The 25566-nt window shown below is 59.8% G+C and carries 19 protein-coding genes; 15 read left to right on the forward strand and 4 right to left on the reverse strand.

Annotation, left to right across the window (positions count from 1 at the left end):
* Window positions 1-20 precede the first annotated feature (20 nt).
* Both AB4Z24_RS10680 and AB4Z24_RS10685 read right to left on the reverse strand, forming a co-directional pair.
* Window positions 21-1826 (reverse strand): glycoside hydrolase family 15 protein, encoded by a 1806-nt coding sequence (locus AB4Z24_RS10680; protein WP_441708159.1) that lies wholly within the window; start codon window positions 1824-1826, stop codon window positions 21-23.
* Window positions 1804-3984, reverse strand: a complete 2181-nt coding sequence (locus tag AB4Z24_RS10685) for an amylo-alpha-1,6-glucosidase (RefSeq protein ID WP_441708160.1) — start codon at window positions 3982-3984, stop codon at window positions 1804-1806. The genes AB4Z24_RS10680 and AB4Z24_RS10685 overlap by 23 nt, the downstream gene beginning before the upstream one ends.
* A gap of 318 nt (window positions 3985-4302) precedes the next feature.
* Here AB4Z24_RS10685 and tkt point away from each other — a divergent pair, with 318 nt between their 5' ends.
* From tkt to AB4Z24_RS10735, 10 genes are all read left to right on the forward strand, one after another.
* Window positions 4303-6399, forward strand: coding sequence for a transketolase (gene tkt / locus AB4Z24_RS10690; RefSeq protein ID WP_441708161.1), 2097 nt, complete (start codon window positions 4303-4305; stop codon window positions 6397-6399).
* Window positions 6396-9236, forward strand: a complete 2841-nt coding sequence (locus AB4Z24_RS10695; protein ID WP_441708162.1) for a bifunctional transaldolase/phosoglucose isomerase — start codon at window positions 6396-6398, stop codon at window positions 9234-9236. Before tkt ends, AB4Z24_RS10695 begins: the two co-directional genes overlap by 4 nt.
* 11 nt (window positions 9237-9247) lie before the next feature.
* The gene (gene gnd / locus AB4Z24_RS10700) at window positions 9248-10279 is read left to right on the forward strand and encodes a phosphogluconate dehydrogenase (NAD(+)-dependent, decarboxylating) (protein WP_441708163.1); all 1032 of its coding nucleotides are present in this window, start codon (window positions 9248-9250) and stop codon (window positions 10277-10279) included.
* Window positions 10280-10298: 19 nt separating this feature from the next.
* On the forward strand, window positions 10299-11912 hold the full coding sequence (zwf, locus tag AB4Z24_RS10705) for a glucose-6-phosphate dehydrogenase (protein ID WP_441708164.1): 1614 nt from the start codon (window positions 10299-10301) through the stop codon (window positions 11910-11912).
* Entirely contained in the window at window positions 11909-12742 is an 834-nt protein-coding gene (locus AB4Z24_RS10710; RefSeq protein ID WP_441708165.1) for a Cof-type HAD-IIB family hydrolase, read from the forward strand. Before zwf ends, AB4Z24_RS10710 begins: the two co-directional genes overlap by 4 nt.
* A 43-nt stretch (window positions 12743-12785) precedes the next feature.
* The gene (gene pgl, locus AB4Z24_RS10715) at window positions 12786-13520 is read left to right on the forward strand and encodes a 6-phosphogluconolactonase (RefSeq protein ID WP_441708166.1); all 735 of its coding nucleotides are present in this window, start codon (window positions 12786-12788) and stop codon (window positions 13518-13520) included.
* A 53-nt stretch (window positions 13521-13573) separates the two neighbouring features.
* Window positions 13574-14284: an ROK family protein gene (locus AB4Z24_RS10720; RefSeq protein ID WP_441708167.1), complete on the forward strand. Its 711-nt coding sequence runs from the start codon at window positions 13574-13576 to the stop codon at window positions 14282-14284.
* Window positions 14285-14522: 238 nt separating this feature from the next.
* On the forward strand, window positions 14523-15023 hold the full coding sequence (locus AB4Z24_RS10725) for a hypothetical protein (protein ID WP_441708168.1): 501 nt from the start codon (window positions 14523-14525) through the stop codon (window positions 15021-15023).
* A 274-nt stretch (window positions 15024-15297) separates the two neighbouring features.
* Entirely contained in the window at window positions 15298-16335 is a 1038-nt protein-coding gene (locus AB4Z24_RS10730) for an alpha/beta hydrolase family protein (protein ID WP_441708169.1), read from the forward strand.
* A 254-nt stretch (window positions 16336-16589) separates the two neighbouring features.
* A complete protein-coding gene (locus AB4Z24_RS10735; protein ID WP_441708170.1) occupies window positions 16590-17852 on the forward strand; it encodes an ABC transporter substrate-binding protein in 1263 nt (420 codons plus the stop codon).
* On the opposite strand, the gene AB4Z24_RS10740 is transcribed toward AB4Z24_RS10735, so the two are convergent.
* Window positions 17840-18610 (reverse strand): FadR/GntR family transcriptional regulator, encoded by a 771-nt coding sequence (locus AB4Z24_RS10740; protein ID WP_441708171.1) that lies wholly within the window; start codon window positions 18608-18610, stop codon window positions 17840-17842. The two genes, AB4Z24_RS10735 and AB4Z24_RS10740, sit on opposite strands and share 13 nt — an antisense overlap.
* A 14-nt stretch (window positions 18611-18624) precedes the next feature.
* Entirely contained in the window at window positions 18625-19323 is a 699-nt protein-coding gene (locus AB4Z24_RS10745; protein ID WP_441708172.1) for a hypothetical protein, read from the reverse strand.
* Between the two features lie 491 nt (window positions 19324-19814).
* On the opposite strand from AB4Z24_RS10745, the gene AB4Z24_RS10750 reads away from it, so the two are divergent.
* From AB4Z24_RS10750 to AB4Z24_RS10770, 5 genes are all read left to right on the forward strand, one after another.
* A complete protein-coding gene (locus AB4Z24_RS10750; protein WP_441708173.1) occupies window positions 19815-21608 on the forward strand; it encodes an APC family permease in 1794 nt (597 codons plus the stop codon).
* 98 nt (window positions 21609-21706) lie between these two features.
* A complete protein-coding gene (locus AB4Z24_RS10755) occupies window positions 21707-22309 on the forward strand; it encodes a dimethylamine monooxygenase subunit DmmA family protein (protein ID WP_441708174.1) in 603 nt (200 codons plus the stop codon).
* Entirely contained in the window at window positions 22306-23268 is a 963-nt protein-coding gene (locus tag AB4Z24_RS10760) for a PDR/VanB family oxidoreductase (RefSeq protein ID WP_441708175.1), read from the forward strand. The genes AB4Z24_RS10755 and AB4Z24_RS10760 overlap by 4 nt, the downstream gene beginning before the upstream one ends.
* Window positions 23269-23305: 37 nt before the next feature.
* Window positions 23306-24346, forward strand: coding sequence for a heme-dependent oxidative N-demethylase family protein (locus AB4Z24_RS10765; protein ID WP_441708176.1), 1041 nt, complete (start codon window positions 23306-23308; stop codon window positions 24344-24346).
* Between the two features lie 63 nt (window positions 24347-24409).
* The gene (locus AB4Z24_RS10770; RefSeq protein ID WP_441708177.1) at window positions 24410-25537 is read left to right on the forward strand and encodes an aminomethyltransferase family protein; all 1128 of its coding nucleotides are present in this window, start codon (window positions 24410-24412) and stop codon (window positions 25535-25537) included.
* Window positions 25538-25566: the final 29 nt, after the last annotated feature.

Raw genomic sequence — 25566 nt, forward strand, 5'->3', positions numbered from 1 at the left:
AGGCCATCCTTCAGGCGTCATCAAACGCGTTCTTCTGAACGCTTCTCGCAGAGATCCAAGTTGTAGGCGGTGTTGACGAGCGAGACGTGGCTGAACGCTTGCGGGAAATTTCCCATCTGGCGTCGCGCGCGCGGATCATACTCCTCCGCGAGAAGGCCGACGTCGTTTCGAAGCGCAAGCAGCCGCTCGAACATTTTGCGCGCCTCCGCGGCGCGACCTTGGAGGATCAGATTGTCGACGAACCAGAAGCTGCAAGCGAGGAACGCGCCTTCGCCGGGCGGCAATCCATCGTCGGTTTTGCCGGTGTCATAGCGGAAGACGAGGCCATCGACGAGGAGACGCCGCTCGATCGCGCGAACCGTGCCCACGATCCGCGGATCGGAGGGCGGCAGAAAGCCGACGATCGGAAGCAGGAGAAGGCTGGCATCGAGGACCTTCGATCCGTAGGCCTGAACGAAGCTTCCCAATTCATTGTCGAAACCATAGCGGCAGACGTCGTCGTGGATCGCATCGCGCACTTTGCGCCACCGCTCAACAGGACTTTCCACGCCAAGCTGCTCGACCCATTTCACGGCCCGGTCGAATGCAACCCAGGCCATGACCTTGGAATGCGTGAAGCATTGGCGAGGCCCGCGCACCTCCCAAATGCCCTCGTCCGGCTCGCGCCAAATCGTTTCGAGATGATCGAGAAAAGCCCGTGCGATCGCCGACCATCGGTTCACCGGCGCCATACCATGCTTGTGAGCCTGAAACATCGCGTCAGCGATTTCACCAAAGACGTCGAGCTGAAGCTGCGTTGCGGCTGCATTGCCGATCCGGACCGGGCGCGCGCCGTCAAATCCCGAAAGCCAGTCCACCTCCCATTCAGCCAGGCGACGCTCGCCGCCAAGCCCGTACATGATCTGGAGCTGATCGGGGCTTCCGGCGACTGCGCGCAACAGCCAATCACGCCAATCCCGTGCCTCCTCATAATAACCGGCGCGTCCCAGCGCACGCAGCGTGAAGGCAGCATCTCGGAGCCAGCAGTAGCGATAGTCCCAATTGCGCACACCGCCCGCCTCTTCGGGCAGCGAAGTCGTGGCCGCCGCGACGATGCCACCGGTCGGCGCGTAGGTTAGCCCCTTCAGTACCGACAGCGAGCGTCTGACGGGTTCACTCCAGCAGCCCTCCGAGGTGCAGCGGTTAGACCACGCGTGCCAGAAGGCTTTGGTTTCCTGCAATGCGCGCTCAGGATCCACGCCGTCCGGGGGTTGCAAGTGCGAGGGACCATAGCTCAAGACGAACGGCACAACCTCGCCAGCGTTGACGGTGAATTCGCCGACTGTCGTGAAATCTCGACCCTCCAACGGAATCGGCGTCCGGAGTATTGCCATCTCGGGTCCGCCAATCGCGCGCAGACCTTTGCCGTCGAGACGCTCGACCCACGGCACGATCGAGCCGTAATCGAAGCGCAGGATGAATTCGGTATGCAGATCGACTTGACCGCGCACACCGCGAACCAGCCGGACGAGATCGGCAATTCCGTCGCGCGGCGGCATAAAGTCGACGAGTTCGACAGTTCCGGTCGTGGTCTCGAATACCGTCACCAGAATGAGCGAGGTATCGATGTAGTGGCGGGTGGTCCGAAGCGGCGCCTCCTTGGGAGCTATGAGCCAGCGCCCATTCTCCGGATCGCCGAGCAGGGCCGCAAAGCAGGCGCTCGAGTCGAACCGGGGCCAGCACAGCCAATCGATCGAGCCGTCGCGCCCGACGAGCGCAGCCGTCTCGCAATCGCCGACGAGCGCATAGTCCTCGATCCTCCGATCAGGCTTGGCCACACCGCTCACCCATGATGCTTCCCCACACTTCGATGCTCATTCGTTCGACGGCGCTTCGTTTTCCCTTCAGCACCTCGAAGGCGGTTTCCTTACCGTCTCGCCAGAAGCGGATATCAAAACGCGAACGGCCTAACCGCAGATCCTTCAATGTGACGTCGGGCAGCCAGTCGGGCAAAGCGGGGTCGACGTACAATTTTCCACGCGGCGCATCCTGCTGCAGTCCGAGCATTGCCTGCAGCAGCATGAACGGTGCCCCCGCCGCCCACGCTTGAGGCACATTGGCGCCGAGATATTGTACGGGGAAACTCGTGCCGTCGCGTTGCAATCCGGCATAGAGTTCCGGCAACCGGTTCAAAAGAAAATGACTAGCCGCGCCGCTGATATCCCTCGCCACCATCGCCGCCTCAGCCGCGAAGCCGTAGCGGCGCATTCCCAATGCGATCAGCGAATTGTCGTGCGGCCATACCGCTCCTGTCTGATAATCATAGGGATTGAACGAGATATGATCCGCCGAGAGCGTGCGGATGCCCCAGCCGCTCCACATATCTTTCCGCATCAGGCGCCTCACAACAATCTCGGCGCGTTCCGGCGGTATAATTCCTGACCACAGGCACTGTCCGATGTTCGACGCGACCGTCATGACCTTTTTCTTGCCGCCGTCCAAAGCGTAGGCGTAGAAGCCGGCACTCTCGTCCCAGAACGCATCGTTGAACTTTTCGTAGAGATCCGCCGCCTTCTTGCGCAGTGCGTTGGCGCGCCGCTTGTTGCCGAGCTCATCGTAGATCTCGGCCGTGCGCAGCCAGGCGTCATAGACGTAACCCTGCAATTCGCACAGCGCCTTCGGCCCGGCCACGAGCGTGCCATCGGGATACATCACGGCATCGCCTGAATCCTTCCATCCCATGTTTTCATAACCGGCTTTCGAGCGTGTCTGATATTCCTGGAAACCGTCGCCGTCGCGGTCGCCGTACTTGTCTATCCACGACAGGCAGGCCTCGACGTTCGGCAATTGCCGCTCGATCAGCGCGCGGTTTCCGGTCGCCCGCCACGTCGCGTGCAACGCCACCAAGTACAGGGGCGTCGCGTCCGCCGTGCCGTAATAGGGCGTGTGCGGGATCAGCTTGAAATGCGCGAGTTCGCCGTAGCGCAGTTCGTGGAGGATCTTGCCTGGCTCAGCATCGCGATAGTCGTCGCGTTCCGTCGCCTGATATTGCCCCAATACTTCGAGTGCTCCAGTGGCGAATTCCGGATAGACGATCAACGTCTGCAATGAACCGATCAACGTATCTCGGCCGAATAGGGCGACAAACCAAGGCAAGCCGGCGGCCGGAACGAACACCATGCGATCGGTGCCCTTCAGCGGGAGCCGAAGAGCCGCCATGTCGATAACGCCTTGATTATAGCAGCGATAGAACTCCTCGTTGCTGGTGGTGATTTTCAGAACGGCTCGCTGCCAATCGCTCACCTTTTTGGCGTGGGACGTGGTTTCACTGGCATCGGCGCATGACCCCGGGGCGCGGATGTGGCTTTCGCCATCGATAAGCTCGTAGCTCAAACAACTATGCCAGCTTTCGCCGGCCGTCAGCGCGATATCGAAGCTCAGCCGTCCATTCGCATTCGTTGCCGGCGTGTTGTTCCCCTTGCCAGCCCGAACGATCAATTCACGGCAGAAATCCTTATTGCGGTAGGCAATCCGAAGCAGCTGCCGCTTCGGCGTCCATGAGGTGGTGATGTGGCCGCGCCGCACGATTTCATCACCCTTGACCTCGAAGATGTCGGCAAAATCTGAACGGATCGCGATTTCCAAATTGAAGCGCACGGGCTTCAAACCGTTGTTGGTGATATCGATGTCCTCGTGCATCCCTCCCTCGACGTGGCGGCCGATCTTCAGCCCGAGCGTGCGCGCTGGAATCGGGCCGTCCTCGCTCATGAAGGCTTGGTTCGTGAGGACGATGTGGGCGGCGTGCGACGAGACAGCGCCACCATTCAAGAGGTCCCAGGGCTCGCCGTTCGTATAGATCGCCCAAGCGCTGATGACCCTGGTGTCGCGAAAATACATTCCATGATTGCCGGGCGAGTTCACCTGTCCATCAGGTGCGGTGACTAAGACCGTCTGTCCCTGATGGATCGCGATTTGGGCTGGCCCGACCTGAACCTTAAACGCCATTTGTGAGGCCCTTTCAGGTATGAATATATGCAGGACCGCCAATCGCCGCACGAACGCGCTCAGATGGATTTTTGAAAAATTGCATGCGGGGTCATCGTTGATGTACCTGCGGTTTAAATCGAAAAAATCGAAAATGCGGCAGCTCCGGCTTCGGCTGGACGTGGAACCAATTCAGGGCGGGTCTGTTTGCCTTTGGGGAAGTTAACCGGCCTCGGAAGCGTGGAGTTTCCCTAAAGCCAACGCGCCTTTTCTGGTGCCGGAGAAGTCGGTGGGCCAAGTTGCAAGGCTGCCGCGATTGCGAGGACACGGAATGCGGTCATGAGCCGTGGCGCCACGAAGACAGGGAGCTATTCCGCGGGCAATCAACCCATCGACGAACTGTGCATCAATACGATCCGCACGCTGTCCATGGACGCGGTGCAGCAAGCGCAGTCCGGCCACCCCGGCACGCCGATGGCGCTTGCGCCGGTCATCTATACGTTGTGGCAGCGATTTCTCCGCTATGATCCGGATGATCCCAACTGGCCGAACAGAGACCGCTTCGTGCTGTCCAACGGACACGCTTCGATGCTGCTCTATTCGATGCTGCATCTTGCCGGCGTAAGGAACAATCAAAGCTCCCGCGAACTCGCCGTCACTCTCGAAGACATCAAGCGCTTCCGCCAGCTGGACAGTCATTGTCCGGGCCACCCTGAATATCATCGCACCGCCGGCGTCGAGGCGACGACTGGCCCTCTTGGCCAAGGCTGCGGGATGAGCGTCGGAATGGCGATCGGCGAGCGCTGGCTGGCCCGGCACTTCAACAAGCCGGACCTCGAGATCTTCAACTACGACATTTATACTTTCTGTGGTGACGGCGACATGATGGAAGGCGTCGCGAGCGAAGCAGCGTCGCTCGCCGGCCACCTGATGCTCGGCAACCTCTGCTGGATTTACGACAGCAACCGCATAACGATCGAAGGCCACACGGACCTGGCGTTCAGCGACGATGTTGCCGCGCGTTTCCGTGCTTACGGCTGGAACGTTCTGCATGTCGGCGATGCCAACGACTGCGAGCGGATCGCGGAGGCGATCGAGATCTTCCGGAATACGCGCGAAGTACCGACACTGATCATCGTCGATAGCCATATCGGCTACGGCGCGCCGCATAAGCACGATACGAGCGCCGCGCACGGCGAACCGCTTGGCGCCGAAGAAGTCCGCCTGGCGAAACGCAGTTATGGCTGGCCCGAGGATTCCCAGTTTTTCATTCCCGAGGGTGTGCGTGAGCACTTCAGCGCCAACATAGGGCGGCGCGGGCGAGAACTTCGGACGGACTGGTCGGATCTCGTAAAGACGTATCGGTCCAAATATCCTGACGTCAGCGGCGACATAGAACGATTGCAGACAGGCCAACTTCCGGGCGGATGGGACGCTGATTTCCCGAGCTTTGCCGCCGATCCGAAAGGGCTCGCGACGCGCGATTCATCGGCTAAGGTTCTGAATGCCATCGCAGCGCATGTTCCCTCGCTCATCGGCGGCTCGGCTGATCTTGCGCCTTCGACGAAGACGCGTCTGACGTTCGAAGCGGCGGGAGATTTCGAAGCTGGTAAATATGGCGGCCGCAATTTGCATTTCGGAATTCGCGAACATGCCATGGGCACCATTCTGAATGGGCTCGCGCTATCCAAGCTCCGCGCTTACGGCTCGACTTTCCTGACCTTTTCCGACTACGCGAAGCCCGCCATCCGCCTCAGTGCGCTGATGGACGTTCCTGTCATCTATATCTTCACGCACGACTCGATCGGCCTCGGCGAGGACGGGCCCACGCATCAGCCGATCGAGCAACTCGTGGCGCTGCGCAGCATACCCGGCCTCGTTACGCTCCGGCCTGCCGATGCCAATGAGGTCGCCGAAGCTTGGCGTGTCATCGTTGGATCGGCGCATGGCCCGGTCTGCCTGGCATTGACCCGGCAGCCTGTCCCGACATTCGATCGCAAGCGTTACGCGTCCGCGGCAGGCGTTGCGCGCGGCGCCTACGTCATGGCCGATGCCGACCGCGGCAAACCTCAGGTGATCCTGATCGGGACCGGCAGCGAAGTTGCGCTTTGCGTGGAAGCTTACGAAACGCTGAAACAGGAAGGCGTTGCGGCGCGCCTCGTCAGCATGCCGTCGTGGGAATTGTTCGAACAACAGGATCAGGCCTATCGCGACAGCGTGCTGCCGCCCGCCGTCAAAGCGCGCGTTTCGGTCGAGGCGGGCTCGGTCATCGGCTGGGATCGCTATGTGGGGCCGACCGGCGCCAGGATCGGCATGCACAGCTTCGGCGCTTCGGCACCAATCAAGGATGTGATGAAGGCGTTCGGCTTTACACCGAAAAACGTACTGGCTGTGGCGAAGCAACAGCTCGGCTTGGCCAAGGAGAAAGCGGCATGAACGCGCTGAAGCAGCTCGAATTATACGGCCAATCGCTCTGGCTCGATTATATGAAGCGCAGCCTTATCGAAAGCGGAGAGCTTGGCAGACTGATCGAGCGCGATGGATTGAAGGGCGTCACATCGAATCCCTCGATTTTCGAAAAGGCCATCGGCGAGACCGATGAGTACGCGGAGGCGCTGAAGGAATTTCAGGCGCGGGCCGACCACAGCATTTCCACCATCTATGAACATCTGGCGATTGCCGACATCCGCGCCGCAGCGGACGTGCTGCGTCCAGTCTATGACAAAGCCGATAATCGCGACGGTTATGTGAGCCTCGAATGCTCGCCCTATCTCGCCAACGATACGGAGGCCACGGTCACGGAAGCGATGCGCCTATGGGCGGCCGTCGATCGGCCTAACTTGATGGTGAAGGTACCGGGGACGCCTGCTGGCATACCTGCCATCCGGCAGCTGATCGGTCGCGGACTGAACATCAACATCACATTGCTGTTTTCCGTCAGCGTCTACGAGCAGGTCGTAGAAGCCTATATCTCCGGCCTTGAAGATCTGAAAAAGGCGGGAGGCGACGTTTCAAAGATCGGCAGCGTCGCGAGCTTCTTCGTCAGCCGCATCGATACTGCCGTCGACAAGCGGCTCGACAAGCTCGATGACCGAAAGGCCGCAGAAAAGCTGCGGGGCAAGACGGCGATCGCCAATGCGAAGCTCGCTTACGTTCGTTACAAGGCGCTCTTTTCAGGTTCGCGCTGGAACGATCTTGCTGCTTCGGGCGCGAGGACGCAGCGTCTCCTCTGGGCTTCGACCAGCACGAAAAATCCGGCCTACAAAGACACGCTTTATGTCGACAGTCTGATCGGCCGGGAGACGGTCGATACCGTTCCGCCCGCGACGATGGACGCTTATCGCGACCACGGAAATCCAACACCCGATGCCATCGAACAGGATGTGGCAGGCGCGCGCGCGGTGCTTGCCGCGCTCGCCGAGCACGGTATCTCGCTGCCGGAGGTTACGGATGAACTGGTGAAGGACGGCGTGCAACAGTTCGCGGACGCGTTCGACAAGCTCTTTGCAGCGATAGCACGGCGTCGCGGCACGCTGCTCGAAAGCCATCGGAACGGCCTGCAAATCGTCCCGGGTACCCCGGAGATGAAAGCGGCCTATGAAAATGAGCTCGAGAAATGGCGTAGGGAAGGACTCATTCGGCGACTGTGGGCCGGCGACAAATCGCTTTGGACCGGAACGGACGAAAACAAGTGGACCGGCTGGCTGCACGTCGTCGAGAATGAACTTGGCGACTCCGCTCCCTTGCGGCGTTTCGCGGAAGACGTGAAAGAACGCCGCTTCACCGATGTGGTTCTGCTTGGCATGGGCGGCTCGAGTCTCGGTCCGGAAGTGTTGAGCGAGACGTTCGGTCACCAGTCCGACTGGCCGCGCTTCCATATGCTGGACAGCACCGATCCCGCGCAGATCAAGGCCATCGAAGGCTCCGTCGAACTCGGCAAGACGCTGTTCATCGTCTCTTCCAAATCCGGCAGTACGCTGGAGCCAAACCTTTTTATGGACTACTTCCTCGATCGCGTCGCCACCGCTGTCGGGACCAAGAAAAAGGCGGCTCGGAATTTCGTTGCTGTCACGGACCCGGGTTCGTCGCTGGAAGCGCGCGCCAAGAAACTCGGGTTCGCTCACATCTTCCACGGCGTGCCCTCGATCGGCGGCCGTTATTCCGTACTTTCGAACTTCGGATTGGTGCCGGCCGCCGCCATGGGTCTCGACGTCAAGCGGCTTCTCGAAGCGACACTACCGATGGAGCGCGCTTGCGGCGCCGATGTTCCGCCTTCCGAAAATCCCGGCGTGAAGCTCGGCATCGCATTGGGCGTTGCGGCACAGCAATTCGGCCGCAACAAGGTCACGATCATTGCCTCGCCGGAAATCGCCGATCTCGGTGCGTGGCTCGAGCAGCTTCTGGCCGAAAGCACAGGCAAAGATGGTCGCGGTCTCATTCCGCTGGCGGACGAGCCGCCGACCACTCCCGAGCATTATGGTGACGACCGCTTCTTCGCTTACCTCGAACTGGACGGACGCGCGGCGTCGTCACAGCAGCAAGCCGTGGATGCGCTCGAAAGAGCTGGCCACCCGATTGCTAAAATCCGCGTCAAGGACCTCTGGCACATCGGCCAAGAGTTCTTCCGGTGGGAAATCGCAACCGCAGTGGCCGGTGAGATCATCGGTATCAATCCTTTCGATCAGCCGGATGTCGAAGCGAGCAAGATCAAGACGAGCGCGCTGACGGAAGCTTACGAGAAATCGCACAGGCTGCCCGACGAAGAGCCGATCTTTCGCGAGAACGGCATCGCGCTCTACGCCGATCCGCGCAATGCCGCCGAGCTCGGCCGGCACAATACTCTGGCCGGATATCTGAGGAGCCATTTCGGACGCGTGGAGGCTGGTGACTATGTGGCTTTGCTCCCCTACATCTGGCGCGACGAGGCGCATATCAGAGCCATGACGGCGATGCGTTCGCGCATCCGCGATCGTACCCACGCCGCGACCTGCCTCGGCTTCGGCCCCCGCTTCCAGCATTCCACCGGCCAAGCCTATAAGGGCGGTCCGAATTCCGGAGTTTTTCTCCAACTTACCGCCGACGATCCAATCGATATCGACGTGCCCGGCCACTCGTACAGCTTCGGCGTCGTGAAGGCGGCGCAGGCGCGCGGCGATCTCGATGTGCTGGTCGAACGAGGGCGGCGTGCGCTGCGCGTTCACGTCAAGGACGTTGATGCAGGCCTTGCGGAGTTCGCGCGTGCCGTCGACGAGGCGCTCGGTAACGAGCTTTGAGGATGACTGAAATGGAAATCGGCGTAATCGGTTTGGGTCGCATGGGTGGTAACATCGCTCGCCGGCTGATGAAGTCGGGGCACCGCTGCGTCGTGTTCGATGCCGACGCCAGGCCGCGCAATGCTCTGGCCAAGGAAGGTGCGACGGCAGTCGAGTCGCTGGAGGACATGACGAAGGCGCTCGTGGAGAAGCCGCGCGCTGTCTGGCTGATGTTGCCTGCCGGCCGAATAACAGAGCAGACCGTGGAGCATCTCGGCGGCCTTTTGGCGCCGGATGACATCATCATCGATGGCGGCAATTCCTTCTACAAGGACGACATCAGGCGTGCGAAGGCGCTCGCCAAAAAGGGGATCCGCTACGTCGATTGCGGCACCTCCGGCGGCGTCTGGGGTCTCGATCGCGGCTATTGCATGATGATCGGCGGCCCGCAGGAGGCTGTCGATCACCTCGATCCGATCTTTGCGGCGCTTGCTCCCGGCTTGGGTAACGTTCCGCGCACTCCCGGCCGGGAAAAAGCCGATCCCCGCGCCGAGCACGGGTACATCCACGCAGGACCGAACGGCAGCGGGCACTTCGTGAAGATGGTGCACAACGGCATCGAATACGGATTGATGCAGGCCTATGCCGAGGGCTTCGACATCCTTCGCAACAAAGATTCCAATGACCTGCCGGACGACGAGCGCTTCGTCTTCAACATGCCGGACATCGCAGAGGTCTGGCGGCGCGGAAGCGTCATTACATCCTGGTTGCTCGATCTTAGCTCCGCGGCACTGGCGAAAGACCCGCAGCTCAAAAGTTTCTCCGGCTTCGTTCAAGATTCCGGCGAAGGCCGCTGGACCGTCGAAGCCGCGATTGAAGAAGCCGTTCCTGCGGAAGTTCTCTCGACGGCGCTTTACGCGCGTTTCCGGTCACGTGGGCAGCACACGTTCGGAGAGAAGATGCTTTCGGCGATGCGCCTGGGCTTCGGTGGCCATATCGAAGGAAGCGAGCCGCTTGATCCCGAACCGAAGACAATGAATTCGCAAGGGCGGGCCGCATCGTAAAACCCAACGGATTAGCTCGATGTCGTTAAAGGCTCCGATCCGAAAACACCACGCCGCGCAAGTCCTTCAGTGTCCACCAGCGCGGCAGCCTGAGCCGGCTGATCCGTGCGCCATGGTCATTTTCGGCGCCTTCGGCGACCTTACGAAACGGCTGGTCGTTCCCGCGCTCTATAATCTCTCGCGCACCAGGGTGCTGCCGGAAGAATTCGCGCTCATAGGCGTGGGGCGGAAGCCGGGAACATCCGACAGCTGGCGAGACTATCTTTACGACACTCTCAAGAGCTATGTTGGAAATCCAGTAACCGAGTTCGAAGTCGATCATATCGACGACGCGGCTTGGAAGCGACTTGCTGACAAGATGTCGTATGTCGCGGGCGATCTGACCAAGCCCGAAGCTTATCAGAAGCTTGGCGGTGTGCTTGCCAATGCGGAAAAGGCGCACGGCACCGAAGGAAATGCCATTTTCTATCTCGCGGTTGCCGATCGCCTGTTCGGCACGGTGATCGATTACCTCGGCGACGCCAAGCTCACACAGCAGACCGAGGACAAAAATGGAAAGGCGAAGTTTTGGCGCCGCGTGGTCATCGAGAAACCATTCGGCCATAGCCTCGACTCGGCCCGCAAATTGAATACGCAGATCCTGCGCACACTGAACGAAGACCAGATTTTTCGGATCGACCACTTTCTGGGAAAGGACACGGTCCAGAGCATCATGGCCTTCCGTTTCGGCAACGGACTGTTCGAGCCGATCTGGAATCGCGACCGTATCGATCATGTACAGATTACCGCGGCCGAGACGGTGGGCGTCGAGCAGCGCGGGTCGTTCTACGAGGTGACCGGGGCACTGCGCGACATGGTCCCCAATCACGTGTTCTCGTTGCTTTCGATGGTCGCGATGGAGCCTCCGACCGGTTTCGATGCCCAGGCGATCCGCGATAAAAAGGCCGATGTGCTTGCGGCAATGGCGCCGGTGTCTGCGACATGCGCCGTGCGCGGCCAATACGGAGCCGGCAAGGTGAAGGGCAAAAAGGTCGGGGCTTACCGGCATGAGCCCAATGTAGCGACAGATTCGAACGTCGAAACCTATATCGCGATGAAACTCGATATCGATAACTGGCGTTGGGCAGGCGTGCCGTTTTATGTGCGCACGGGAAAGCACATGTCGCGACGGGATACGGAAATCGCGATCTGCTTCAAGCAAGCACCGTACACCGCATTTCAATATACGCCCGTCGAATGCTTGCGGCCCAACTGGCTGGTGCTGCGCATCGCCCCGGACGAAGGCATTTCGCTGCAATTCGAGGTCAAGCGGCCCGGGCCGGTTGTCAACCTCGCTGCCGTCAAGATGGACTTTCACTACAGCGACTGGTTCGCGAAGGAACCGAATGTCGGCTACGAGACGCTGCTCTATGACGTGATGATCGGCGATCCGACGCTCTTCATGCGCGCCGACATGGTGGAGCACGGCTGGCGCATCGTGCAACCGGTCCTCGACGCCTGGGCTGCCGAGAAGGCCGATTTTCCGAACTACGAGTCCGGCAGCGACGGTCCGGAGACCGCCAACGATTTGTTGCACAATGACGGCGGCCGGGAGTGGCGGCCGATCAGTCCCACTGGATGCAACAAGCCATGAGCGGTCAGCGGGCGATCCAACTTCTTCTGGCCGACGTCGACGGCACACTCGTTACTCACGACAAAGTGCTGACGGACGCGGCGAAGGCTGCCGTTCGCGAGCTACGCGATGCCGGTATCGGATTTGCGATCACGAGCGGCCGGCCGCCACGTGGCATGTCGATGTTGATCTCTCCGTTGGCACTCAGAAATCCCATCGCCGGTTTCAACGGCGGCGTCTTCGTCAATCCGGATCTTTCGGTGATCGAAAGTCACCCGCTCGATCCCAAGACGGCGAAGCAATCCGTCGCCATTCTTCTCGACCAGGGACTCGACGCTTGGGTCTATACGGAAGACGAATGGCTGATCCGCGATCCGAATGCGCCGCATGTGGCGCGCGAGACGTGGACGGTCAAATTCGACCCAACGGTCGTCGCATCGTTTACCGACGCGCACTTTGCTCACACCGTGAAAGTTGTCGGTGTGTCGAACGATCTGGACCGCGTCGCCGCGTGCGAGAAGACGGCGCAGCGCACGCTAGGAGACGCGGCGAGCGCCACACGTTCCCAACCGTATTATCTCGACGTGACCCATCCCTTGGCCAACAAGGGAACAGTGGTGGCGACGCTCTCCAAGTTTCTCGACATCGCGCCCGCCAAAATCGCCACGATCGGCGACATGCCAAATGACGTTCTCATGTTCGCCAAAAGCGGCCTTTCCATCGCGATGGGCAATTCCAGCGACGAGGTGAAAGCACGGGCGAGTGCCGTCACGGACAGCAACGAGAATGAGGGCTTCGCCAAAGCCGTGCAAAAATTTGTTTTGGCTCCTGCCAATGCAAGAAGTTCGTGACCGGGACATCCCAAGTTTGGGGACCGGACAGAAGGAGACGTCCTTGACCAACCCGTTCGTGGCGAACCTGGAAATTCTCGCCAATGCGGACGCGTTGGCGGTGAGGGTTGCGAACTGGCTGCTTGAATTGGCCACTACGAAACACGGCGATTTTGCCATCGATCTGTCCGGCGGCGCGACGCCGCGGCGACTCTACCAATGTCTCGCTGGTCCGCCTTATCGCGATACATTTCCCTGGTCGCGAACGCATTGGTTCTGGGGTGACGAGCGATTTGTGCCTCCGGACAATGCGCTCAGCAATTACCGCATGGTACGGGAAGCTTTACTCTCGCGCGTGCCGATCCCTGATGCCAACGTCCATCCGATTCCGACCGGCAGCAGCAGCCCCGAGGCGGCCGCCTATGATTATGAGCGCCTACTCAAATCTTTTTACGGCGCAGAGCGGCTCGACCCGGCTCGACCGCTCTTCGACGTGACTTTTCTGGGTCTGGGTCCGGACGGGCATTTGGCGTCACTGTTTCCTGGCACGGCCGCGCTCGCCGAGCGGATCCATTGGGTTGCCGCCGTCATCGGTGCCAAGTCCGAGGCGCGGATTACCCTCACGTATCCAGCCCTCGAGAGCAGCCGTAACGTAGCCTTTCTGGTCGAAGGAAAAGGGAAACGTTCGATCTTGAACCGGCTTTGCAGCGGCGACGCCAGTCTGCCCGCCGCGCATCTCAAACCGGCAGGCACGCTGCGGATCTTCGCGGACGAAGCTGCCATCGAACCCGTGGTTTAGAGATGAACGAGGCAAGGCCAAATCAGACAACAAGTCGAACCGGCTTATGCACGTTGGCAATCGACGTCGGCGGCACCGGCCTCAAGGCATCGGTTCTCGACGATGCGGGGCGGATGCTCGTGAAGCGGGTGCGGGTCGATACGCCCGATCCGTGTCATCCCGGAATCCTGTTGAACGCGCTTGCCGATCTGACGTCAGGGCTTCCTCCCAGCGAACGAATTTCCATTGGCTTTCCCGGTGTCATTCGCCGCGGCCGCGTTCTAACGGCACCCCATTTCGAGATCGAAACGTGGCGTGATTATCCGCTGGAGGCCGTTCTAGCACAGCGCTTCAGGAAGCCTGCTCGTCTCCTCAATGACGCGGAGGTGCAAGGTCTTGGGATCGTGGCGGGGAACGGACTTGAAGTCGTGCTCACGCTCGGCACGGGAGTTGGGAGCGCGGTGTTCACCAATGGCGCGCTTGCCCCTCACCTCGAGCTTGCGCATCATCCAATTCACAAGGATGAGACCTATAACGGATACATCGGCGCCGAAGCCCGTCGCACGCACGGAGACAAAAAGTGGAATCGCCGCGTGCGGAATACGATCAAGATCGTCTATTCTCTACTGCACTACGACATGCTGTATCTCGGCGGAGGCAATGCCGCCGACGTCGGCACCGATGATTTGCCGGACAATGTCCGCATTGCCTCGAATGATGCAGGCATCACGGGCGGAATTCGTCTCTGGGACGAGAAAGTCTGGCAAGCCGTCCGCAACAATTGAGCGTATGGCGGACGCTTGCTCGGTCCGGCCGTCATCCCTCCTGCCATCCTTTCCCTTCTCAGCGTTCAACGCCATGGTGGCGCGAACGAGCCACAGTGCCGTAACAAGCGGCTTTGGATCGGTTCATTTGCCCGGGTTTGGGGTTGTACGGACATTTCCCAAGTGCTGTATCCAGAGGGTACTGTCCTCGGAACGGCGTCAGGCGTCGCCGGGGGTAAAATCGATTGGGAGGGGAGCTATGAAAAATTTGCTTTCGCTCATCGCGTTAAGCTGCGCGATGGCCATTCTATTCGGCGCCAATGCTCCGCGGGCGCGGGCCGCGGTGCTCACGAGCAACGTTTTGACGTTGAAGGCCGAGCAGTCCGGGACCGTTCAGCAAGCGCGCTATCGCTGCTGGTGGCGTCACGGTTACCGCCACTGCGGCTTCCGGCGCCACAGCTGGCGTCACGGCTACTGGCGTCACCGCCACGGCTACTGGCGTCATCGGCATCACCGCTACTACGGCTACAACTGGCGCGAACGGGGCTGGCAATATCGGGCCTGGCGCGAGGAGCACGAGGTGCCGACCGACGGTCAGTCCGACTATCAGCAGTGGCGTGATCGCTACTACGCAGAGCACGGCTACTATCCGTATCGCCGTCACTACTATTACAATTCGTACTCGACCTACACTCAGCCGACCTATCGCCGCCGCCACGTGCCTGGAGACGGCTACTGCATCGGCCTGTGCTGGTGGTAATAATACGCCGCTGAGGCGACGAACGATCACGAGCGCCGGGCATGTTCCCGGCGCTTTCTTTTTGCAGCGTCAAATGACCTTCTTCCGCGCCGGGTGAAATGCGGAGATTGTGCGACCGGGTGCGGTCACGAATGTCACGCCCAGAGTGCAAAATGCGCTGTAAAATCGGCATTTGGTGCACGAAATCCGGGTGTGTCGCTCAGGCTCTTGACGTCGGCGCGTGAGCGCCCTCCAATGGTGCGACGCAAAGTTGCAGTCGCGTGGGGAACTTTTAATGAATTTCCTGAGGGGAGATTTTCTGTCCCAATCGATGGGCAGATCGGCCCGGCTTGTGAATACCCAATCAATTCTGATCGCCGCGCTGATGACGCTGACCGTGCTCGCGTGCTGGCCGGCAAGAGCTGACGATCGGCAGTTCGGCTCTTTCGGGCCTGAAGGGCCGCGCATGCGCGAGCAGCTGTGGATTTTACCGAGCGGCGAAGAAGGACGCGTGCTGCGCGCGACGGTTTTCCGCCCCGAGGCCGACCCTTCGGGACCAAACAAGAAATATCCGCTCGTCGTGATCAATCACGGAACGGACGAAGCAACGCGCCTCGCCGTCTCCATGCCTGTCTACTACTGGCTGTCGCGCTGGTTCGTCGAGCGCGGTTACGCCGTCGTGCTGCCGCAGCGTCGCGGGCATGGCGCGACTGGTGGCTCGCTCTCGGAAGCGATCGGCACATGCGACCACCCAAATCATTTCCTGTCAGGCAATATCGCCGCCGACGATATCGCGGCGACGATCAAATACATGAGCGAACAATCGTTCGTCGCTCCGAAGGAAACGATTGTCGCCGGTGTCTCGACCGGCGGTTGGGCGTCGCTGGCGCTTGCTGCGCGCAATCTTCCGCAGGTGCAGGCCATCGTGAATTTTGCGGGCGGGCGCGGCGGTCACGCTTATGGCCGCTCCAACGCCGTTTGCGGCAGGCCGGATCTCGTTTCGGCGGCTCAGGCATACGGTGGCAAGGCGCACGTGCCGACGATCTGGTTTTACTCCGAAAACGACAGCTATTTCGGACCGGCCCTCGCGGAGGATTTGGCCCAAGCCTGGAATCGTGCGGGGGGTAATGCGGAAGAGCATATTCTTCCAGCGTATGGCAGCGACGGCCATTCCATTGCCGACGATCGCCAAGGCTGGGATCTCTGGGGTCCGAGCCTCGATGCCTTCCTGACGAAAGTCCGCGGCGATCAGGTCGAGGTGGCCACGAAAGGTGCGCAGCCGGCTCCGCAGATCGAAACGTCTGCAATCGCGACCACTGGGGCTACTCGCTAACAGCGGCTCAGACGTTCCCCGAGTTTCGCTGCAGAGAGCGGCACTCCGACTTCTTTGTGCGACACCATCAACAAGACCTAGCGCCAGCCTTAGCGGCAGCGTAAGTTCCTGAGTGCGGAGGCTGACGCGATGGCGCGCGGCCCCGGCAAGTTGCCAAGAAGCTGAGCCAGTGCCCCGAAAGTTTTCAAGTCCGGTAAAGCCAGACCATGGCCGTTAGACCCAGAAGCACTGTTGCATCGGCTCTGGCGGTTGCAATGAGAGACTTCGGGATCGGGTCTCAAACGGTTTTGAAGATCGGGTTCCTCGCTCCGCTCGCGGGGCCGCTCAAAGCTTGGGCAGTTCCCGGCATCAATGGCAGCCTCATTTGGGTCGAGCGCATCAACGCCGCCGGCGGCCTGAAAGTCGGCAACCGAAAATACATGCTCGAACTCATCCCGTTCGACACCAACTATGATCCGGACCGGGCACTGCAGGGCGCGCGGAAGCTGATCCTTGAGGACGGCGTAAAGATCATCCTCATGATCGGCGGCAATGACCTTATGGGAGACATCAGACGGCTCATCAATAAACACCGGATGCTCGTCACAACGCTTCTGCCGAGTGACCTTTCCCCGGACGTGCCGACAATTGTTGCGCCGAGCGAGGTCCATCCAATCTACAATGTGACCGGCGTCGAATGGCTGAAGCGGACGCACCCCGAACTTAAGACCGCGGCGTTGTGCGCGCAGCGCGATCTTCACGGCCTGCCGTCGATAGCGACCTATAAAGCGGCCTTCGAAGCGGCCGGCATCGAGCTTGTCGCCGAGCACTTATTCGAGCCGGAAACCACTGATTTCGGACCGATCGTCGAAGAGATGATGGCAAAGAAGCCAGACATTCTCTGTTGGGATACGGCCTATGAGCCGTTTGTCCATGCGCTTACGATCGAAGCATTCAAGCGCGGATTCCGCGGCCGCCTTCTGTCCTGCACATGTGACAACTATCCGGAGCTCATCCGGCGGACGAGCGTCGAATTCATGGAAGGGTTCGTCTTTCAATTTCCGGACTTCGACGATCCTCGCCTCAACGATGGCCATGTGAACTTTGAAGAGCCTGGCAAATTCTACGAGGAATTCTGCCGTCGCTTTCCGGGTACGTGGAGCGCGGTGTCGTGGGAATACGCTTCGACGCTTGAACTTTGGAAATCAGCCGTGCAGCGGGCGCGCACTTTCGAGCCGTTCTCCGTTCTCGCTGCGATGAAGGTCGGCGGCATCGGCCAGCACGCATTCGGTGAAGCCATATGGTGGGGCAAGGATCTGTTCGGGATCGATAACGCGCTCGTCGGGGATTGGCCTGTCGTCGCGATCATCAACGGCAAGGCGCGAATTCAGGAGTACGGCTCAGTCGCGGACTGGTGGTCGAAGCACCGGTCGATCCTGGTCAAGCACATGCGGGAAATGAACCTGATGTGGGACCAGCGCGAGCACCTTGCAGCTTCCGCCGAGATGCTCGACCGGATGACGGCTCACGATTCGTAGATCATGTCTTCGTGGGCGTTGGCGACGTAGATCTTGATGATCTCGACGGCGGTTTCAACGTTTCGCCGTTCGATGGCGTCGTATAGCGATCGGAACATGAGCTGGATGCTCTTGATCTTCGCCGGCGTCAGCGCCTGCTGGCGTGCCGCGGCCCACTGCGGATTGCGGCGCACCTCGTGCAGAATGGAGTACATCGTGGTGATCAGCGAGTTGTGCGTGCCACGGGCGATGGTCATCATGAATTCTTGTTCGTATACCGCGAACGTGCCGGCTTCCGTGACGATCGCTTCCAAGCGAATGAGCTGGCTTTGAAGATCCGCGATATCGCGCGACGACATGTAGATCGTTGCGAGACGTGTCATCTCGGGCGCAAGAATCGAGCTTGCAATATTCATCGCAAACGGTGAGGCCGTTTCGGCGAGCTGATCGACATCGAGGAACGAGGATGTCCGTCCGTTGCTACCCTCGTGAGGCGAACGTTTTCTTTGATATGAAACGAAGGTTCCGCTTCCCGGACGGCGCGCGACGATGCCGTATGTTGCCAAGAATTCGAGGGCCTGGCGTATCGTTGCACGGCTGTCGCCGAAGGCATCGGCCAAATCCCGTTCGGCCGGAATTCGAGTTCCGAACTGATATTCTCCCGAAGCAAACCGGGCAAAAAGACTCGTCGCGATCTCCTTCACGCGCGGCGTGACGAGCGGATGCCTCGTCAAGTCGTCGATCCAAGGCGGTGCTTCGAGTTCGTGGCTTTCAGACATGTTTCAGCTCAGGCTCATGTGAGGTTCGGACACTGGGAATGGGTTTCGGCGGCTTTCCGCTGATGCTCGATCGCAAGAAATGCCGGAAGTCCAAGCAAGGCGGTGAGCGCGACGGCGGCTTCCAAAATCGCGCGATCCGACGAGAGGCCGTTGGCGAGCGCGGGAGGACTGCGAGCGAATTCGGCACTCTTTCGGCCGTAAGGGGAGAAGGTCGCGGCGCCGTTCAGCGAAGCACCAGTCATCGTGAGCAGGCAGACCTCGGCCGAGGCCGGACCCAGGATTTCGCTCAGGATCGATGCCAGCTCGCTCATCCGACGGGCGACCAGTCCGGACTCGATATTGGCCGCATCAACGAAGAGATGGTTGAAGCGCGTGATTGCGCCCGCGACTTCAGCGAGGTGGCGATATCGTCGCCGGCGCGCTTCCATCAACGCGTGCGGAACTTTTGCTGCGAGGCGGAAGTGAAATGAACTCGTGCCCGTCAACGGCACGTCGAGCGTCGCGACGCTCTCGATCGCTTGCCGCCAATGCTCCTCGGCTTCGCGAAATGCAACGTCCGCTTCATTGCTGTTCTCGAGGATCAGATGCGCGATGCCGGAGTTCGAACGGCATGCAGCGATGACTGGTGCGGGAGACGTTGCGCCCTCGAGCGTTGCCTCCGCCCGAAGCCACGAGCGAGCGGCAGAAATTATCTCTGCACGGCTCAATGCCATGAAAGCACTGATGGTTTGTTGCGTCCAATTTTCGATTTGATCCACAGGCGCGCGCATAATTTCAATTTCGGAAGAGATTTACCGATCCCCCTAATAACAAACAGAATTCGCTTTTCGCCGACAGAATGCAACCGAATTCGACCAATATTACCCAAAGTAGGTTCGCAACTGCGATATAATATCTAACCGCCCTAAATACCGATGAAATCTGGTTTTTGTGCCTGCGAAACGGTCAAAAGCGTTTCCTTTTGGTGATTTTTTTGGCTTGCAGGTAATTCGTCGTTCCATAACATGGCCCCGTCGGATCAATTGCGGTAATTTCTGGTTTAAATTGGTTTGCGTCGCAAAATCATCGACTTGCGTCTCGTTAACGCCGCTACCGACGGGGGGGACGTGTTCTTTTGGGCCATGCGATTGCGATGCTCGCTGGACCAACTCAGGGATCAATCACTGTACGAATCAATCAATAAACAAGCTTCGTCGGAGCGATCATGGCCACAGAAACTGGAACGCTAACTGCGGGCGGCGAGCTTAACGCTCCGTCCGGTCAACTCGTACGAGCGATCGACTGGAGGGGAGCATTTTGGGTCGCAAGTGGCGTCCCTGCTCTCGTCTTGTTTTCGATCGGCGGAATCGCGGGCGTCGCGGGAAAGGTTGCCTTTCTCGTCTGGTTCGCATCAATGATCATGGGCTTCATCCAGTCTTTCACTTACGCGGAAATTGCCGGTCTCTTTCCCAATAAATCGGGCGGCGCATCGGTCTATGGCGCTGCTGCTTGGGTCAGATATTCAAAGCTGATCGCGCCTCTGTCGGTCTGGTGCAATTGGTTCGCCTGGTCGCCGGTGCTCTCGCTCGGATGTTCGATCGCGGCGGCGTATATTCTGAATTCTCTGGCAGCCATACCGCCGGCAGACGCGCCGCAAGTCGCCGCGTGGGTCAGCGCTCACGCCAACTCGATCCCGCTGGATTCGCCTCGCATCGCGGAGTGGCTTGCAGCCAACCACGGCAAAACGGCTGCGGACGCTGTCGCCGCTCTGCTTTCGTCGGATGCCGTCGCCGCGCTGACGCCGGCGGTTCGCAACTGGTCCCTTTTCCATGGAACGCTCGGACCGGTGTCGTTCTCGTTCAACGCCGCGTTCTTCATCGGCGCGGTGCTGATGCTGATCACGTTCGCCATTCAGCACCGGGGCATTCTCGGTACCGCGAGCGTGCAGAAATATATCGGCCTCGCAGTGATCATACCGATGCTCATCGTTGGTGTTGTTCCCATACTCACCGGCCAGATCAACTGGTCGAACTTCACGCCTCTTGAACCGCTGAAGGCCGCCTACGCACCAGAGATGGGCCATTGGGACATCGCCGGCTGGACACTCGTTCTCGGCGCCATGTTCATCGCCGCTTGGTCCACGTATGGCTTTGAAACGGCGGTTTGCTACACGAGTGAGTTCCGCGATCCGGGCCGGGATACCTTCAAGGCAATCTTCTACTCGGGTCTGCTTTGCCTCGTGCTCTTCACGCTCGTGCCCTTCACCTTCCAAGGGGTTCTGGGTCTCGAAGGCATGCTTGAGCCGTCGATCGTCGATGGCTCCGGCGTGGCAGCGGCCATGGCCAACATGGTCGGGCACGGCGGACTGCTCACGAGCCTGCTCGTGATGCTGATGATCCTGGCCCTCATGCTCTGCCTGATGACCGCGATGGCAGGTTCGTCACGCACGCTTTACCAGGGTTCGCGCGACGGCTGGCTGCCGCGCTACCTCAGCCACGTCAACGAACATGGTGCACCGACGCGCGCGATGTGGACCGATCTCGTGATCAATCTTGCGGTCCTCGCTATCGCCTGTGCGGACGCCACGAGTTTCTTCTTCATCCTCGCGGTTTCCAACTGTGGGTACATCATCTTCAACTTCCTGAACCTCAATTCGGGTTGGATCCATCGTATCGACAACGCAGACGTTCCTCGTCCGTGGCGCGCACCGACGTTCGTGCTCGCTCTCGGTGCGCTGTTCGCCTTCGTCAACGCCGTCTTCATGGGTGCCGGTGCGAAGGTCTGGAACCCTGCCGCCCTTTGGGCTGGGTTCATCACCGCGTCGCTGATCATTCCGGTCTTCTGCTTCCGGCACTACGTGCAGGATAAGGGCGTCTTCCCCTCCCACATGCTGGAGGATCTGGGGCTCACTCAGGGCGACCTCAAAAAGCGGAAAGCCGGGGTGCTGCCTTATTTCGTCCTCGCGGCCGGTCTGGTCGTCGTCCTCGCCTCGAACTGGTTCTTCCAGCTACCTGCCTAAAGAAAATGTGGGCCGGGGCGGTTTCCTCCACCGCTCCGGTCTGCTCTGATCACTTTCCGCAGGCCCCACGTGGCTTTGACGGGAACAGGGAGCTCTTGATGACACTAAGCACGATCAAAAGCCGGCCAATCTATCCGGGTCTTACCCCGGATCTCAATGCGCGCAGCAACATCATCGTCTCGGACCGGGCCGGGGCGGAGGCGGTCGCCGAGTTGCTTTCGCGCGCTGACGAAAACTTCGCGAAACGCACGACCGTCATTCTCGCCGACACTCTTGCGGACAAGGATCGGCAAGCGATAGCTCGCGAGCTTCAGCCAGCGACCATCGAATTCATCGCAACCCTCGCGGACGGCATCGCGCGTCTGCGGCAGTTGCTCGACGGAGCCCCCATGGGCTTGCGCCTGTATGCGGCAGGCTCCGAACCTCTCATCGGCTTCGTCGTGCAGGCAGGCGGCGATTTCTCGATCGATCATCTGTCGATCCGGACCGAACATCGCGGCACGCTGATGCGCCGCGTGCAATGCGTCCACTGCAAGACCTTCATCGAGAACGTTACGACGAACCCAGTGAAGTGCAGCCATTGCGGCATCACCTTGCTGGTCCGAGATCATTATTCCCGCCGCCTCGCCGCATTCCAGGGCGTGTGCATCGACGCGGAAGTTCCAGGCGACATTCCTCCGACGGAGGCCTTGTACCAATGAGCGGAAATATTCTCCGGCGCGTTCGTGTCGCCGAGGTCGAGCCGGTGGCAAACCGCATCAAGCGCTTTCGGCTGGTCGATATCGATAATGCTCCGCTCTCGGAATTTTCGGGCGGCTCGCACATATCGGTCGTTATGCACTCGGGCGATCGACTGATGCGCAATCCCTACTCTCTCATGGGTTCGCCTACCGATACCTCAAGCTATCAGATCAGCGTCTTGAACGTCGACCCGTCACGCGGCGGCTCGAGGTTCATGCACGAGAACGTCAAGGTCGGTTCGGAACTCGAGATCGGGCAGCCGCTCAATCTCTTTCCTCCGGCCAAGCTCGCAAAGAAACATGTGTTCGTTGCGGGCGGCATCGGCATCACGCCCTTCATGGCGATGATGAATGAGCTTGACGGGCTTCATGCGGATTTCGAGCTTCACTACGGCGTTCGTTCGCTCGAAGACGGCGCCTACTGCAAATATCTGCAATCGCGTTACGGTTCGCGCGTCAACGTCTATCGCCAGGATCAGGGCCAGCTGATCCCGCTCGAGACCGTTTTGAGCAGTCAGCGTCTCGGCACGCATATGTACGCCTGCGGGCCAAAGCCGATGATCGATTGGGCTTTGCAAACCGCGAAGCTGCTCGGTTGGCCGGACGAGAACGTGCACTCCGAACAGTTCAGTGCTCCGCCTCCAGGCAAGCCGTTCGTCGTCAAGCTCGCCCGTTCGGGTCGCGAAATCGTAGTGAGCGGCCACCAGAGCATTCTCGAAGCTCTCGAAGAGAATGGCGTCGACGCACCGTTTCTCTGCCGTGGCGGAGCATGCGGTCAATGCCAGACCGAGGTTCTCTCCTGCGACGGCTTCATCGAGCACAACGACCATTACCTGACCGAGCCTGAGAAGGTCAGCGGCAAGAAGATCATGATCTGCATGTCTCGCATTCCGACCGGATCAATCACGCTCGATCTCTGATGCGCAATTTCAAAAATTCTTCCCGGGAGACCCTGGTATGGGACTGACATTCAAAGACGAGACTTTTCGAGACGATTTCACGTACACGAACAGTCCTCAGAACATTCGACGCTTTCCGTTTCCATTCATCGAGGATCAATATCGGTACTCGGTCAACATCGAACCGCACACACCGGGTCCGAAGGGATCTCCCTTCGAATTCCTCTTCGATGTCGACGAGCACTACGTTTCCGAAATGCGCGATCGCGCCCTAGTTCTCGAAGCCGATCCCCTCCGATGTCAGGCTCTGCCRCACATGATGACGGCGCAGTGGGACATGCTCGAGCTCCTCATGACGTCGCTCGCGCGCGATTACCCCGAGCATTTCACGCTGCACCGCAACGGCTCCGCGTGGCATTGGATCAACCGGCCGCTCGGCATCGACCAGAAGTTCACGTTCCTCGATGCGAGCACGCTGCCCTTCGAGCCGATGGAATATATCGGACGGCAGGTGCAAGGCGATTTCTCGATCCAAGACCAGCGCGATAACCAGCTCTGGATGGATGCCGGCATCATCACCTCACAGGCCGACTGGTCGCTCGACTTCGACGTCGGCATGAACTTCTTCGAATGGCACGGTCCCGTGCCACTGGCGCACGAAGCCGGCGTGTTCGAGCGCGCACTCAAATTCCTTCTCAATCTGCAGATCGGCAAGCCGGTTCGCCGCTTGAATTGGACGATGACGATCAATCCGCGTCTCGATACGAGCCCGGAAAATTTTCACAAGTGGGGCCAAGACCGCATGACGGTCACGCCGGAGAACATCGGCAAGAAGCTGCATCTGCGCGTCGAAATGCAGGGGCTCTTCAGACTGCCGCGGTCGAACGCGATCCTGTTCTCCATTCGCGGCTATCTGATGAGCCTCGAGCAGATCGTGACGGTGCCGAAATGGGGCCGCCGCCTGCCGCGCGTTCTACGTTCGCTACCGCCTGAACTCGTTGAATACAAAAGCCTTGGCCGCTTCCGCGAAATGGCAATCGCTTACCTTTCGAAATACGACGACGGCGCCCCGACCTCACCTGGCGGAGGTCCGGACTAAGTAATCCTTTCGACGACAGACCCCACGCAGAACCTATCAAAAAACAAGCAAGAGGTAGTGCTCATGTCCCTAGCCGATTTGCCACGCCAGTCCATTCTCAATGATCGCCACCGGGCGAACGGCGGGGATCTCGACTCCGTGTCGTGGAACAACATGCCGCTTCCGCAAACGTATGCAACCGATCCCTATGTGGAAGTCGAAGCCGTGCGTTGCCGGGCCGGCCTTTTCGACGTTTCCTCGCTGCAGATCTTGAACGTGTCGGGTCCCGACGCGACGAAGCTGCTCAATTACGTGCTGACGTCCGACGTCTCCAAAGCCAAGCCCGGCGACTCGCATATTTCCAATATCGTCAATGAAAATGGCGGCCTAATCGACGACGTTCTCATCTATGTCGACAGCCCGACCGAGTACCGTCTCTCGCACGGCGCAGGAAAGGTCGAAGAGGCGATCAGAGCGCTCGCGCCGAAGTACGACGTCAAGGTCGAGCGGGATGACGATGTGCATATTCTCGCTTTGCAAGGCCCACTTTCGCTCGAAATCCTTGCGCCGCACACGCCGATGGATCTTGCAGGGCTTGGCTACTTCAAGCACGGAAAGTCGACGCTGTTTGGTACTCCCGTCCGTCTGGCTCGCGGCGGTTATTCGGCCGAGCTTGGCTATGAAGTCTTCTGCACCGCCAAGGATGCTCACAAGATGTGGGATTCCATCCTGGCTGCCGGCAAGGACAAAGGCCTCATTCCGGTGTCGTGGGCATGCCTCGACATCGTGCGTCTCGAAGGCGGCTTGCTGTTCTTCCCATACGAGATGACGAACGAAGATACGACGCCTTGGGAAGTGAAAGCCGATTGGACCGTCGATCTCTCGAAGCTGGATTTCATCGGCAAGAAGGCGCTCGTTGAGAAGAAGGGCAAGGAGCGCACCCTCGTTGCCGGCCTCGAGGTCGACCATACGCAAGCGATCGCTCCCGGCTCCAAGATCACGGCCAATGGCAAGCAGGTCGGGGTCGTCACCAGCACGACGTACAGCAAGCATCTGATGAAGTCGCTGGCGATGGCGCAAATCGAACCTGCTTATACAAAGCTCGGCACGGAACTCGTTGTTCATGACGGTGGGGACTGGCCGGCGACCGTAGTGCGGATGCCGTTCTACGACCCTCTCCGCCTCCGCACGCATCCGCGCGACAAAGCCTAGTCAACATACTTAGCAAGCAAGAAAATCCT

Origin of the sequence: Hyphomicrobium sp. 2TAF46 (assembly GCF_052114865.1) — a bacterium.
Lineage (GTDB): Bacteria > Pseudomonadota > Alphaproteobacteria > Rhizobiales > Hyphomicrobiaceae > Hyphomicrobium_B.